At 63.3% G+C, this 12,827-nt stretch carries 13 protein-coding genes; 6 read left to right on the forward strand and 7 right to left on the reverse strand.

Going from position 1 to position 12,827, the window contains the following annotated elements; genetic code table 11:
• Nucleotides 1-52: 52 nt before the first annotated feature.
• Nucleotides 53-3,205, reverse strand: a complete 3,153-nt coding sequence (locus EB815_RS22675; RefSeq protein ID WP_162258945.1) for an ATP-binding protein — start codon at nt 3,203-3,205, stop codon at nt 53-55.
• A gap of 172 nt (nt 3,206-3,377) precedes the next feature.
• On the opposite strand from EB815_RS22675, the gene EB815_RS22680 reads away from it, so the two are divergent.
• Genes EB815_RS22680 through EB815_RS22690 form a run of 3 tightly spaced genes read left to right on the forward strand, consistent with a single transcriptional unit; the run spans nt 3,378 to nt 5,011 of the window.
• Nucleotides 3,378-3,563 (forward strand): hypothetical protein, encoded by a 186-nt coding sequence (locus EB815_RS22680; RefSeq protein ID WP_056577332.1) that lies wholly within the window; start codon nt 3,378-3,380, stop codon nt 3,561-3,563.
• A 47-nt stretch (nt 3,564-3,610) separates the two neighbouring features.
• The gene (locus tag EB815_RS22685) at nt 3,611-4,300 is read left to right on the forward strand and encodes an iron-containing redox enzyme family protein (RefSeq protein WP_056577335.1); all 690 of its coding nucleotides are present in this window, start codon (nt 3,611-3,613) and stop codon (nt 4,298-4,300) included.
• A 24-nt stretch (nt 4,301-4,324) separates the two neighbouring features.
• Complete coding sequence (locus EB815_RS22690; RefSeq protein WP_056577338.1) at nt 4,325-5,011, forward strand: Crp/Fnr family transcriptional regulator; 687 nt, start codon at nt 4,325-4,327, stop codon at nt 5,009-5,011.
• Between the two features lie 116 nt (nt 5,012-5,127).
• Here EB815_RS22690 and EB815_RS22695 read toward each other — a convergent pair whose 3' ends face one another.
• Nucleotides 5,128-5,409: a hypothetical protein gene (locus EB815_RS22695; protein WP_056577341.1), complete on the reverse strand. Its 282-nt coding sequence runs from the start codon at nt 5,407-5,409 to the stop codon at nt 5,128-5,130.
• Nucleotides 5,410-5,809: 400 nt separating this feature from the next.
• On the opposite strand from EB815_RS22695, the gene EB815_RS22700 reads away from it, so the two are divergent.
• Complete coding sequence (locus tag EB815_RS22700; protein WP_065005133.1) at nt 5,810-6,715, forward strand: agmatinase; 906 nt, start codon at nt 5,810-5,812, stop codon at nt 6,713-6,715.
• Between the two features lie 18 nt (nt 6,716-6,733).
• Here EB815_RS22700 and EB815_RS22705 read toward each other — a convergent pair whose 3' ends face one another.
• From EB815_RS22705 to EB815_RS22725, 5 genes are all read right to left on the reverse strand, one after another.
• On the reverse strand, nt 6,734-7,618 hold the full coding sequence (locus tag EB815_RS22705; RefSeq protein WP_056577343.1) for an aldose 1-epimerase family protein: 885 nt from the start codon (nt 7,616-7,618) through the stop codon (nt 6,734-6,736).
• A 192-nt stretch (nt 7,619-7,810) separates the two neighbouring features.
• Complete coding sequence (locus EB815_RS22710) at nt 7,811-8,527, reverse strand: Bax inhibitor-1/YccA family protein (protein ID WP_056577346.1); 717 nt, start codon at nt 8,525-8,527, stop codon at nt 7,811-7,813.
• A gap of 21 nt (nt 8,528-8,548) precedes the next feature.
• Entirely contained in the window at nt 8,549-9,322 is a 774-nt protein-coding gene (locus EB815_RS22715) for an anti-sigma factor family protein (RefSeq protein ID WP_056577349.1), read from the reverse strand.
• Nucleotides 9,319-9,870 (reverse strand): sigma-70 family RNA polymerase sigma factor, encoded by a 552-nt coding sequence (locus tag EB815_RS22720; protein WP_081294733.1) that lies wholly within the window; start codon nt 9,868-9,870, stop codon nt 9,319-9,321. The genes EB815_RS22715 and EB815_RS22720 overlap by 4 nt, the downstream gene beginning before the upstream one ends.
• 85 nt (nt 9,871-9,955) lie before the next feature.
• Entirely contained in the window at nt 9,956-10,549 is a 594-nt protein-coding gene (locus tag EB815_RS22725) for a histidine phosphatase family protein (protein WP_056577356.1), read from the reverse strand.
• Nucleotides 10,550-10,728: 179 nt separating this feature from the next.
• On the opposite strand from EB815_RS22725, the gene EB815_RS22730 reads away from it, so the two are divergent.
• Nucleotides 10,729-11,913: an aromatic amino acid transaminase gene (locus EB815_RS22730; protein WP_056577359.1), complete on the forward strand. Its 1,185-nt coding sequence runs from the start codon at nt 10,729-10,731 to the stop codon at nt 11,911-11,913.
• 79 nt (nt 11,914-11,992) lie between these two features.
• Nucleotides 11,993-12,817: a nucleoside triphosphate pyrophosphohydrolase gene (mazG, locus tag EB815_RS22735; protein ID WP_056577361.1), complete on the forward strand. Its 825-nt coding sequence runs from the start codon at nt 11,993-11,995 to the stop codon at nt 12,815-12,817.
• Nucleotides 12,818-12,827: the final 10 nt, after the last annotated feature.

Below are 12,827 nucleotides of genomic sequence, written 5' to 3' on the forward strand. Positions count from 1 at the left end.
AGCCGAATATGGAGTCTGTTGCGGCGGAGACGAAGCGAGAAAATTGCGGCCGCTATAGTGCGGGCTTCCTTTGTCGCCCCCGAGCCTGTCGTACACCGACGACGAAGCCCTTTTGCGCGCACAGGCGAACTGCTGCCGCAAGCGCCGCATCCGCTTCTTCCGGGAGGCCGGCGATGTGGAGAACCTCTCCAAGACCGTCGAGAACGAAGGACTGGAGGAACAGAAAGTCCGTCGGCTCCGCGATCGCGACAGCCTTCCGTGCCATGCGGAGAGCTCCCTCCACATCGCCCAGACGGACCGAGATCTTTGACCGAACACATCGCAGCAGGCCTTGCGAATACGTGTCGTCACTGCCGGCGATCCCCTCGCCCAACCGAACGAACGCTTCGGCCTCCTCGTACCGGCCTTGGACATAGATGGCTTGGGCGAGGATGCCGGCAATCGTAGGCAACCATGCGAACTCGCCCGTGCGTTGAAGTGTCTTTACACCCCAGCGAAGCTCCCGCTCGGCGGCTGCCGCGTCGCCCGCCCAGAGCTCGGCCAAGGCGCTCATTTCTGTAAGAGGTCCCGCGCTCCACACGGTCAGTGCGACTTCCTCGACCGTTGACCTGGCCTGCGCTATCAACTGCCGCGCCTCGCCAAATCGGCCGCGCATCGCCTCGAGATTCCCCCAGCTGAAGAGCGCCGCCGACATCGCCTTGCGATCACCCTGCGCCCTGGCGAGCACGTCCTTGCACCGGCCGATCGCCGCCTTGACCGGCATACGGCCAGCCCACACGACAAGCGGCACCCATGAGAGCGACTCTAGCCATTCTCTGTCGTTGCCCGCTGCAAACGCATGCGCCGCCGCGCTCTCCCACGCCTCTTCAGAGGCGCCGAAATTACACTTTGTCAGGTGAAACAGGCCAAGCAAGGACCAACCCTTGGCCAAGCCGTGCTCGTCGTTCTCCTGCTCGAACATCGATATGGCCTGCCGTGCCTCTCGGTACGCCTCGTCCGCCCACCCCTCCGGCTCCGACAGGAAGCGCACCCACAGATCGAGAATGAGCGCATGCGCTTGCAGTCGACGATCGGCGGAGGCGGTCGCTGCCTCACGCATCTGGGCGATCGCGCCACGCGTGCGCTCGAGGTCGCCGGTCTCCAGCAGTGCAAATGCGAGCTCTGGCAAGAGTGCCAGTCGCCCAGGATCGTCGCGAGGGCCGAGCGAGATGGCGCGCGACAGCATGTTGACCGCGGCGGGCATGTCGCCCCGCGCGAAGGCGCGCTGCCCGGCAGAAGCCAGCGGCACGCTCGCACGTCGCGCCAGCGACTCGACGCGCTCGTTCGATAGACCGAGCTCCGCGAGAGACTTGTAGGCCCGCTCGAGGTGGTAGCCGACGATCTCTTCGTACTCCCGGGCCCGCTCACGCATCCTTGCCTCCAGCCATGAGGCGAAGCGCTCATGCATGTGTGCTCGCACGCCCTTCGGGATGCCATTGTAGGCCGCGTCCCCGACGAGGCTGTGAGTGAAGCGAAAAGCATCCTCCTCCTCCAGGTCCGAACGATCCGGGCGGATCAGCTGCTTTCTCGCCAGCGACTGAAGCTGGCCGCCCACGCGGGGCCGCTGCTCTTCCGGCGACATCTCCTCGACGGCCCCCCACCAGAAAATGCGCCCGATCACGGATGCTCGCTCGATCACAGAGCGCTCCTCACCGCCGAGCCGATCCAGACGTGCGTTGATAAGGGCGTTGATCGTGGGTGGAATCGTGAGCCTCGACAGGTGGTCAGCCGCCGTCCACGTGCCGTCGACGGCTATAAGCAAACCGTCGTCGATCAGCATCCGCAGCGTCTCCTCCACGAAGAGAGGGTTTCCCTCGGCGGCATCGGCGATCCGCGCGCGGGCCTCGTTCGCGAGCTCCGCGCCTCCGAGCAAGTTCCGGATCAAGCCATCTGTATGAGCGTCGCTCAGCGAGCGCAGGGTGATGACGGACGCGTTCGCCTTCGACGTCATCCAGCCGGCGCGGACCTCGAGCAGCTCAGGGCGAGCCAGGCAGAGGAACAAGGCCGGGACGCCGTCCAGCGAATCGACGAGATACTCGAGGAGATCGAGGAACGTCGGCTCGGCCCAGTGGATGTCGTCGAACACGACGACCAATGGCTGATGCGTTGCCAGCTTGCCGAACAGCTTGCGCACGGCCCAGAACGTCTCTTGAACGCCGGGTGTCGCGCGGGTGAGGCCCATGAGTGCGGACAGGCGTTCGACGACCAGCGCGGCATCGGGGCCTTCCAGCAACATGCCAATCTTTGCGCGAGCATCGTCGGGCGAGTGACTGTCCGTTATGCCCGCCGCGGCCTTGAGCACCTCGATGATGGGCCAAAACGTAATCCCCTCGCCGTATGGCAGGCATCGCCCCGCCAAGACCGTCGTTATCCTTTCAAGTCGGGGAAGAAATTCACGCGTCAGCCGGGACTTGCCGATTCCCGCCGGGCCCATCACCGTTACGATCTCGCATGATCGAGACTTGACCGTCCTTTCGAACATCTCTCCGATTGCGGCGACTTCCTTGTCGCGACCGATCAGAGGGGATTCAAGACCACGGGCAGCGGGGGACGCGGGTGCGACATCCATGAGGTTCCACGCGGCGACGAGCTCTGACTTCCCCTTCACGCGAAGCGGCTCTATCGGCGACGTCATCGCGACATCGCGGACCAGCCGATACGTCGCGTCCCCAATCAGGACCTGCCCTGGCTCGGCAGCCTGTTCGAGCCGGGCAGCAATGTTGACCGCGTCTCCGACCGCGAAAGTTTCGCCCTGGCCCGGATCCCCGGCGAGCACCTCACCCGTGGTTATACCTATCCGGATCACGATCCTGGTGCCCCAACGCGCCTCGAACTCATCGTTCAGCCGATGAAGCGCATGAAGCATTGCAACCGCGGCTCGAACCGCACGCACCGCGTCGTCCTCATGGAGGAGCGGGATGCCAAACACCGCCATGATCGCATCCCCGATGAACTTCTCGGTTGTCCCCCCGTGGCCACGAATTACTGCGGCCATCTCCCGAAAGTACTGGGTCATGAGATTACGAAGCGACTCGGGATCGAGCTCATCTCCCAACGCTGTCGAGCCGACAATATCAGCAAAGAGGACCGTGACCACCTTGCGCGTATCGGCGGCACCGGAAGCTCGTTGGGTCAGCGGCGATTCACAGGACGCACAGAACTGCAATTCGGCTGCATTGGCAGATCCGCATGTCGAACAGATCGAGCTCCCAGGAGCATATCTCATTGTGCTCATGGACTGTACGGCCAGGCCTTGCGGAGGGCAAGTCCGCCCTCTTGACAGGCCCATATTAGTCTAAGATAGTTTAGGGTGGCCTAAGATAACTGGAGGGTGGGCTATGGCAGTAGAATTGCCAGCACACGTCAAAAAGTATCTCGACGACATGGAGGTCTCGGCGGATGCCCTCCCAGAGGACGCGTGGGAGACGTTTGCCAGTCTCTCAGGGGGCGAGATAGCCCTTCTGAGGAAGCTGGGGAAGGACCTGGAGAAAGCAGATACCGGCATCGTCATCAAGGTTCACTAGCCAAGCTTCTTAATCACCGGGCTACTTCTTAACCACCGGGATACCGCATGAACGGGATCGAGGTTGGGGCCGTTGCCACGCCGAGCGTTCGTCTCCGGCGGAAGATCGATCTTGTGGTCCAACCATACGCAAAGTCATGTCGCACCCTTGTGACGCACCCGAGGCTTGCTGACTTCTGGCCGCAGTTCCTGCTCACCCAGCACCAAATCATCCGTGCAACGGTGCCCTTGACGGAAGCAGCAGCGGAGCGAGCCGAGAAAATGGTGGCTGTTGACCCTATCGCGCCCGGTCTGGCCCGATATCTGGAGGAGCACATCAAGGAGGAGTTGGGGCATGATGACTTGCTGCTCGACGACCTTGAACTGCTGGGTGTGAAGCGGGCGACGGCGCTGAGCCGCATGCCATCTCCCTCGGTCGCGAGCCTGGTGGGAGCGCAGTATTACTGGATCCATCACCATCACCCTGTCGCGTTCCTTGGTTTCGTCGCGTTGATGGAGGGACACCCGCCGACACCGACGTTGATCCAGACGCTGATCTCCGCGACGGGGTTTCCGCATGCGGCTTTCCAGACGCTCGCCGAGCACGGCGAGCTTGATCCCGGACACCGCGACCGGCTCTACCGCACGATCGACGCCCTGCCCCTGACAGCCGAGCACGAAACCCTCATGGGCATCTCCGCAATGCATGGCGCCACGCTTCTTCCACCCACGATCGAGGAGATCCTCGAACAGGGGTAGCGAGGCGGTAATCGGGAAATCAACATGGCCTCCGGCAGCGCGAACGATGGAAATGATCTGCCGCGCCTTGCACGGATTGACCCACGCCTGTTCGATCTTCTCTTCAGCGGCTGCAAAGTCGAACGCTACGCGGCCGGCCAGCATCTCTTCGTTCAGGAAGATCCATCCGATCGCATTTACGGGGTGATGAGCGGGACGGTGGAGATCTCGATCTATTCGCAGGGAGGCCAGAGGCTGGTGGCCAATATCGAGCTTGCGCACAGCTTGGTCGGAGAGGTTGGCGCGCTCGACGGGCGCCCGCGCACCGCAACCGCCATCTGCCTCACCGCTTGCGATCTGGCCTCGCTCGGTCGGACGCAACTCTTCGATCGCATTGAAAGAAACCCATCGCTGGCTCGTGCCATGATTGAGCTGTTGTGCGCACGGCTGCGTTGGATCAGCAGCGAACTTGGGGATCATGCCTTCTTCGGCATTGAGGCGAGGCTGGCAAAGCGATTGGTCTTCCTGGCTGGCGTAATGGCGGATGGGGCAGGCTGGATACCGATTTCCCAGTCCGAACTGGCGGAATTCCTCGGCGCCACGCGCGAGTCCGTCAACAAGACGCTCAACAATTGGCGCGCCCGCTCGATCATCGCAATCAAGCGTGGTGGCCTGCGAGTAACCAATTTTGGCGCTCTTCGTCATCTGGCCGAGACACAGAACGACAACTGAAGCCGCCAGTTCACAAGGGTTGTAATGAGTGCCGCCAAATCGGATCCTGACAGTCCGTGGAAATGCCGCCTGAGGCGGGAGAGCGGTGGCGCTGACCACCGCTCTCCACTTGTATCTCAGTTGCGGCAATTGGGGCCGACAGGGTCATACTGGTGCGGGCTGACCCCCATGCAACTGGAGTTCGAAACGCCACCAGCCAACCCGATCGATCCGGTCGATCCTGTCTGGAACCCATACACCGCCTCTTCCGAAGCCAATGGATGTTGGCCCTTGACCTCTCCCGGGGCCTCGAAGTCGCCATTGTCGGCACGAAGGCTGTGGACGAAGGTCGAGTCGATCGCGAATGAAGGCGCCGTGAGCATAAGCAACGCTGATGCAGCTGTAATGATCTTGTACATTTTGATCTCCTTTGTTTGGTTCCACCACAATTATTGTTACTAGAACGAAAACTCATCCTATTTGCAAAAGACCATATCTCTCGTTTGATCTAATCTTTTTGTTCTGAGTTCTATTTGCAAAGGCGGATAAATTTCTGTTCTGGCATATCCTGTACGCCGCGCACGAATTTGTATGTGAAGGAGTTCACAACAGGCCGACAATATGACGTAGGTCGCCTTTCGAGAGGCGTCTGGAGCAGATCCGTCGCGAGATCGACGACACGACAATCGACCGCAATCGCAAAATCTCATGGGGGTGATCGAAGGCGTCGAGCCTCCCGATCCACAAAGACGGCCTACTTTGCCGCAACCGCTGTTCCGCGATACCCTCACAGTCCGTGCCATCAGGACCATCAAGAAAATGTCGCCATCCTTTCTCGGCCTTCCCGATCGCCTCGCCGACGGCCGCACGCCCCGTGCGGTGATCTTCGGAGCCGGTCATGGCAGCACCTATCCCGGCAAGGACAGCAGCGGCCATGCCTTGGCCGCCGACGCCATACGCGCAGCCAGCCAGGGTGATGCTCCGCTCGTCGAGCACTGGGATTTCGATCTCGGCGGTCCGTTGTTCGACGGCAAGCCGGTCTGCTGCGTCGACGCCGGCGACATCTCGACCATCCTGCACGACAATGCCGAAAACAGGGTCCGGATCGAAGCCAAGACGCGTGAGGTCCTGGCCTTGCCGGCTGCGCCAATCCTGCTTGGCGGTGACGATTCCGTCGTCACGCCGTTCCTTGCCGGCTTTGCCGATCACGGACCGGTCTGGATCCTGCAGATCGATGCCCATATCGACTGGCGCGACGAGGTGCATGGCGAACGCTACGGCTATTCGAGCCCGATGCGGCGGGCGAGCGAGATGGCACATGTCGCGGGCATGGTGCAGGTCGGCTTGCGCAGCGTCGGCAGTGCACGCCTCGCTGAAATCGAAGCGGCGCGGCACTATGGCAGCCGTTTCGTCACCGCCCGCGAAATTCATGCACAAGGCGTGGAAGCGGCGCTCAGGCATATTCCGGAAGGCGCGAGGGTCGTCGTCACCTTTGACTGCGATAGCCTTGATCCCGCCATCATGCCGGGCGTGGCGGCGCGTACGCCCGGCGGCCTTACCTACACGCAGGTGATCGACCTGATCGCGGGCCTCGGCAAGCGGGCCAGGATCGCGGGATTCGACCTTGTCGAACTCTATCTGCCCGCCGATGTCGACGGAATGTCGGCCCTGACCGCCGCGCGCCTTCTCGTCAATGTGATCGGCGCAATCGTCCGGCAGGTTTGAGAACCGGCTTTCCTCTGATCACCGCCGCCCCTGCTCCAGGCTGATCCGGTACCCCAGAGAACGCTTCGCTCCCGGCTCGATCAGCATCACGCCAGGTTTCTCGCTGAACTCGCCGTCGAAATCGGCCGGGCTTGCAATGCCGTGCCAAGGTTCGATGCACAGGAACGGCGCGCCGCCCGGCTTGGACCAGATTCCCAGTTCCTCTGCACCCTGCCATGACATTTCGATCGCAGGACCATGGTCGGCGGCGTAGCGCACCCTGGTGCTGGCGGGGCTGTCCAGAATGACGGCGTCGTCATCGAACAGGCGTTCGGACAGCGGAAGCGTCTTGCCTTCGATGGGTGTCGGCCGCGCTACCGGGAGCAAAAGGCCATCCTTCAGCCGACGGATCGGCGCTGGCTCGGCCTCCGCAAAGGTCAGCCGATAGGCCTCCTTGGGCAAATCCGGCAGCAATGGCCAGTTGAATGCCGGATGCGCGCCGATCGAAGCCGGCAATGGCTCGTCGCCGGTGTTGGTGATCTCGAAGGTCACGCCAAGCTGCTGGCGGTCGAGCGTGTAGGTCACGGCGAGGCGGAAGGCGAAAGGGTAGTGCGCGCGCGTGTCGGCGTCGTCGGTGAGGACCAGCGTGGAGGACCGAGGCCCCCTCTCCTCCCAGGTGAACGGCTTGTCGCGGGCGAAGCCGTGCTGCGTCATCGGATAGGTGCGGCCGCGATGGCGCAGTTGGTCGCCCTTCAGGCGCCCGACGATCGGGAACAGCACCGGCGAATGGCGCCGCCACTCTGGTCCGGCCTGCCACAGGAACTCAAACCCTTGCGCATCCCGCAGCGAAACCAGTTCGGCGCCCTGCCCGACTATGACAGCCGAGATGCCGTCGCCACGAAGCGTTTGGCTGTCCTGTGCCATATGTCCTCGCGGGCCGGCGTTGAAGCTGGCGGCAGACTAGCAAAAGCTCCCGGGGACTCAAGCCGGGTCTTGCCGGAGCGGATTGGGCCGGAGCGGATTGGGCCGGAATGAATTGTGGCCGGAGGATCTCTCCTCCGGCCACCTCTCCGCATCAAGGGCGAGAACCCCACCCTTGCCCACAGCGGACAGTCGTTACTCCCGTTCGCCGGTGAAATTCAGCAGCAGCTGGAAGATGTTGATGAAGTTCAGGTAGAGCGAGAAGGCGCCGAAGACGGCGAGCTTCTGGCGCGATTCCGCGTCGAAATTCTCGGCATACTGCTCCTTGATCGTCTGCGTGTCCCAGGCGGTCAGGCCGATGAAGACGGCGATGCCGATCACCGAGATGGCAAACTGCAGCGCGGTCGAGCCAAGGAAGATGTTGACGATGCTGGCGATCACCACGCCGATAAGGCCCATGATCAGGAACGACGAGAACTGCGTCAGGTCGCGCCTGGTCGTGTAGCCATAGAGGCTGGTGGCGCCGAACATGGTGGCGGCGATGAAGAAGGTGCGCGCGATACTGGTTCCAGTGAAGACCAAGAACACGGAGGCGAGCGACAGGCCCATCACCGCGCAGAAGGCCCAGAACATCATCTGGGCGCTGGCCGCCGACATGGTCTGCATCTTGAACGAAAACAGCATGACGAAGGCGAGCGGCGCCAGCATCACCACCCACTTCAGCGGGCTGGAGAAGATCGGCACGTAGAGTGCCGGCGTCGACGACACCAGGAAGGCGACAAGGCCGGTGACCACGAGGCCAAGGCCCATATAATTGTAGACGCGCAGCATGTGCTGGCGCAGGCCCTCGTCAAAGACAGCACCGGTTTGGGCGCCGGTGCCAACGCGATATCCCAGATTGGGCGTGTTCATCTGCAGTCTCCTTTGGATCGGTCAGTAAAGTGTTCTGGCGAGCGTCTCGGCGGCGCGGTCGAGGTCATGAACTCCACTCTTCGCGACCACCGCGTAGGCAACCTCGCCGATCTGAAAATAGGCCGAGGAAATATCGCCCGAGGGCGCGACGGTCGGCTTGACCACGTCGAAGGTTCCCGGCCGGATGGCAAACAGCGACACCAGGCCCATATCCTTGGTGTCGACAGCCATCTCGACGCTCGGGCCGAAGCGCGACGGATAGATCTGCACGTCGCGCACCTTCCAGTCCTTTGGCAGCGACGGCATGACGATCGCCGTGGCGGCGCGGATCTCTCCGGCGTTGTAATTGGGCGCTTCCGGCTGCGAGGGCATGGCTTCGCGCACCAGCGTCGTCCTGTGCGCCCGCACCGCCTCGTCGACATAAGCGGGCGGCTGCGGCGAAGCGACGACCTTGGTCACGGACATCGGGCCAATGATACCGTTCGCCAGCCAGCCGGCGGCAACGAAGGCGGCAACGGCGGCAGCGCGCTGCAACACGCCGAAGATGCGGCCGCGGGCAAGCCCCCTCTCCAGACGCCGCGCCGCGTCAGCGGTCGCCGGCCGCGCCATGCCCTTGGAGCCGGCGAGCGCCACGCGCAGTTCGTCGCGGGTCCGCAGATCCGACATCACGCGTGCGGCAGCCTCCGGACGCGTGGACAGGAAGGCTTCCACCTCGATGCGGCGGGCGACGTCCAGCTGCTCGTCGACATAGGCGTCGAGGTCGGTGTCCGTAACGGGGTCGACAAGAGCGGTCATTGCTCACCTCCCACGATCCTGAGATGATTCTTGCCGCGCCCCGGGGCGGCATCTTCCATCTGGCGCAAGGCGGCGCGCGCCCTGCCGATGCGCGACATCAGCGTGCCCAGCGGCACGCCCGTGGCATTGGCCGCCTGCTGATAGGAAAGCCCTTCGATGGCGACCAGATGCAGCGCCGAACGCTGCTCTTCCGGCAGGTTGAAAAAGGCTTCCCGCACCTGCGCCAGGCGTACCGAATGCTCCTGGGGCGCTGGCGTGGCGGCGTCGGCGAGGTATCCTGCCTGTTCGATGCGCGCCGCTTCCGATCGGCGCGAGCGCATGCGGTCGACAAAGGCGTTGTGGACGATCGAGAGCAGCCACGCCCGCAGGTTTCCGCCGGAGCGGAAAGTGCCGCGTCGCTCATAGGCGCGCACCAGCGCGTCATGCACAAGATCCTCGGCATCCGCACTGTCGCGCGTCAGCGACTGCGCGTAGCGCCGCAGTGATCCGAGCTGTCCTATGATGTCAAAGCGTGGCATCGACCGTTTCATGCCCTGTTTACGGAGCATGTGGGGATTTTAATCCCGACCTCGCCATTTTTCTTCGACGGGCTCTTCGGAGGATCGCATTTGCGCCCCTTCGCCCGCCCGGCCCTCAGGGGCGAAGTGGTTTTGCCGGTTTGGGCATGGTCACGCCGCAGGCGCGCAACACCCATCTGCGGCCGTCGCTGCGAAAATCGGTGATGCTCAGCGGCTCGATGTCGATCTTCCAGCTGGCGGCAAGCGGGGCACCAAGAACATGCAGGATCGCTGTGCGAATGACGCTGGCATGGGTCAGCGCGATCGTATGGCCACGCTCGGCGATTAGCCGGTTCATCAAGTCGGAGGCCCGATGGGCAACGTCGGCCAGCGACTCGCCGCCGTGCGGCGCTGCATTTGGGTCTGCGAGCCAAGCAGCGATATCCTCTGGCTGCTCCGCCTGCACCTCCTCAAATCTCTTGCCGGCCCAGCTTCCATGATCCTGGTCCGCCAAAAGCGGTTCGGCCGATGCCTCCAACCCCAGCGCCTCGGCGGTCTGCCGAGCGCGAAGCGCGGGCGCCGTCCACACGCGGTCGGCACGGCGCAAGGTCCCGCGCAGGGCCTTCGCCAGCGTCAGCGATCGCGGCTCCAGCGGCTCGTCCGATGGGAACGCCCCCAGGCGTGTCGCGGCCGTGGCGCCGTTGCAGATCATCGTCAGCCTTACGAGCATGAACCAGTCATCCCTAAGCCGCTTTCGAAGCGGCGCATACGCAGCGATTAGAATAGCGGCTATCGTTTCGATCGAAAGGCCACACTCTTGGGTGCCGCCCTCTGTTTCGCATAACTAAAACCGCTGGTGCATCACGCTCGATTTGCGTATCACTCCGCCGCGCCAACGGAACCATAGTGATGTTTGAAGACCTGCAGCCAGCTCCCGCCGACAAGATCCTGGCCCTGATCGGCCTTTATCGCGCCGACCCACGCCCCAATAAGGTCGACCTCGGCGTTGGCGTCTACAAGGATCGCGACGGCAAGACGCCGGTGATGCGCGCAGTGCGCGAGGCCGAAAAGCGGCTGCTGAACAGCCAGGACACCAAGACCTATCTTGGGTTGGCCGGTGATGTCGGCTTCAACGCGGTGATGGCGAAGCTCGCCTTCGGCCAAGGCGCGGACATGACGCGCATCCGGGCGGCACAGGCGCCTGGTGGCTCCGGCGCCCTGCGCCTGGTGGCGGAGTTGCTGAAGCGGACGCGTTCGGATGCCACCGTCTGGCTGTCGGACCCGACCTGGCCGAACCACATGCCGGTGATGCGTGCCGCCGGCCTGCAGATCCGTGAATACCCCTATTTCGATGCGGCCTCGGGCGCGGTTCGTTTCGACGACATGCTGGCGGCGTTGCGCACGGCCAAGAGCGGCGACGTGGTGCTGCTGCATGGCTGCTGCCACAACCCGACCGGCGCCAACCTCGATGCGTCGCAGTGGGAGGCCGTCACCGCTCTCGTCGTCGAGCGCGGTCTGCTGCCGTTCGTCGACATCGCCTATCAGGGCTTTGGCGACGGCCTCGAGGCCGATGCCCTCGGCTTGCGCCTGCTGGCGGCGAAAGTTCCGGAAATGGTCGTCGCCTCCAGCTGCTCGAAGAATTTTGCCGTCTACCGCGACCGTGTCGGCGCGGCGATGGTCCTGGCCAAGGATGGCGCGCAGGCCGATGTGGCGATGAGCCAGATGCTGTCGGCGGCGCGCGCCATGTATTCGATGCCGCCGGACCATGGCGCGGCGGCCGTGCGTATCGTCCTGGAAGACGCCACCTTGCGTGCCGACTGGGAAGCCGAGCTGGAAGAGATGCGCCTGCGCATGCTTCGGCTTCGCGTGCAGTTCGCCGAGGCACTGCGCCGGCGATCCAACTCCGACCGCTTCGACTTCGTTGCCAGCCATCGCGGCATGTTCTCGCGACTTGGCCTCACGGAGGAGCAGGTCGAGCGGCTGCGCACCGAACATGGCGTCTACATGGTCGGCGACAGCCGCATCAATGTCGCGGGTTTACCCGAGGACGGCATGGATGACCTAGCCAAGGCCATCGTCTCCGTACTCGACTGAAGCGGCTCAGCTGTGGACAAGGCGCTCTCGCCGGCTGACAACATTGGCCGCGCGTCGGGCCGCAGGATAGCATCGCGGCATGACGCCATCGAAAGACATTTCGCGCCTGATCGAGATCATGGCGGCGCTGCGCGCGCCGAAGACAGGCTGTCCATGGGACATCGAGCAGGATTTCTCGACCATCGCCCCCTACACGATCGAGGAAGCCTATGAGGTGGCGGATGCCATCGCCCGTGGTGATCTCGATGACCTGCGCGACGAGCTCGGCGATCTCCTGCTGCAGGTCGTTTATCATGCGCAAATGGCCGAGGAAGCCGGTGAATTCGCCTTCCCGGATGTGGTCCAGGCGATCACGACGAAAATGATCCGTCGCCACCCGCATGTCTTCGGCGACGAGAAGGCCCGCAGCGCCGGCATGGCCAAGGGCATGTGGGAAAAGATCAAGGCACAGGAGAAGGCGGAGAAGCGACAAGCACGCCTCGCGCGCGGCCTCGACCCGGAGGACAATGGCAAGGGGTTCCTGGACAGCGTTCCGGTCGCCCTGCCCGCTTTGACGCGGGCGTTGAAACTCCAGGAGAAAGCTGCCCGTGTCGGCTTCGACTGGAGCGAGGCGGCACCCATCCTCGACAAGATCGAGGAAGAGATCGGCGAGTTGCGCGAGGCGCTGGCCAAGGGCGAGGTGGCCGCGATCCAGGACGAGTTCGGCGACATGCTGTTCGCCGTCGTCAATCTCGGACGGCATCTCAAGCTCGATTCGGAAGCGGCGCTGAGCGGCACGAATGAAAAATTCCGCTCACGCTTCCATTATGTCGAGCAGGCCCTGGAAAAGTCGGGCAATACGCTTGAAAGGGCCACCCTGGCCGAGATGGAAGCGCTCTGGCAGGAAGCGAAGCGCGCGAAGTAGGCCTGTCAAC

Origin of the sequence: Mesorhizobium loti (genome assembly GCF_013170705.1) — a bacterium.
GTDB classification, from domain to species: Bacteria; Pseudomonadota; Alphaproteobacteria; order Rhizobiales; family Rhizobiaceae; genus Mesorhizobium; species Mesorhizobium loti_D.

What these genes read in the sequence shown, in the direction of transcription:
- EB815_RS22680 (WP_056577332.1), top strand. Translation starts at nt 3,378, where the DNA reads ATGGCAGTAGAATTGCCAGCACACGTCAAAAAGTATCTCGACGACATG.
- EB815_RS22685 (WP_056577335.1), top strand. Translation starts at nt 3,611, where the DNA reads ATGAACGGGATCGAGGTTGGGGCCGTTGCCACGCCGAGCGTTCGTCTC.
- EB815_RS22690 (WP_056577338.1), top strand. Translation starts at nt 4,325, where the DNA reads ATGGCCTCCGGCAGCGCGAACGATGGAAATGATCTGCCGCGCCTTGCA.
- EB815_RS22695 (WP_056577341.1), bottom strand. Translation starts at nt 5,409, where the DNA reads ATGTACAAGATCATTACAGCTGCATCAGCGTTGCTTATGCTCACGGCG.
- EB815_RS22700 (WP_065005133.1), top strand. Translation starts at nt 5,810, where the DNA reads ATGTCGCCATCCTTTCTCGGCCTTCCCGATCGCCTCGCCGACGGCCGC.
- EB815_RS22705 (WP_056577343.1), bottom strand. Translation starts at nt 7,618, where the DNA reads ATGGCACAGGACAGCCAAACGCTTCGTGGCGACGGCATCTCGGCTGTC.
- EB815_RS22710 (WP_056577346.1), bottom strand. Translation starts at nt 8,527, where the DNA reads ATGAACACGCCCAATCTGGGATATCGCGTTGGCACCGGCGCCCAAACC.
- EB815_RS22715 (WP_056577349.1), bottom strand. Translation starts at nt 9,322, where the DNA reads ATGACCGCTCTTGTCGACCCCGTTACGGACACCGACCTCGACGCCTAT.
- EB815_RS22720 (WP_081294733.1), bottom strand. Translation starts at nt 9,870, where the DNA reads ATGCTCCGTAAACAGGGCATGAAACGGTCGATGCCACGCTTTGACATC.
- EB815_RS22725 (WP_056577356.1), bottom strand. Translation starts at nt 10,549, where the DNA reads ATGCTCGTAAGGCTGACGATGATCTGCAACGGCGCCACGGCCGCGACA.
- EB815_RS22730 (WP_056577359.1), top strand. Translation starts at nt 10,729, where the DNA reads ATGTTTGAAGACCTGCAGCCAGCTCCCGCCGACAAGATCCTGGCCCTG.
- mazG (WP_056577361.1), top strand. Translation starts at nt 11,993, where the DNA reads ATGACGCCATCGAAAGACATTTCGCGCCTGATCGAGATCATGGCGGCG.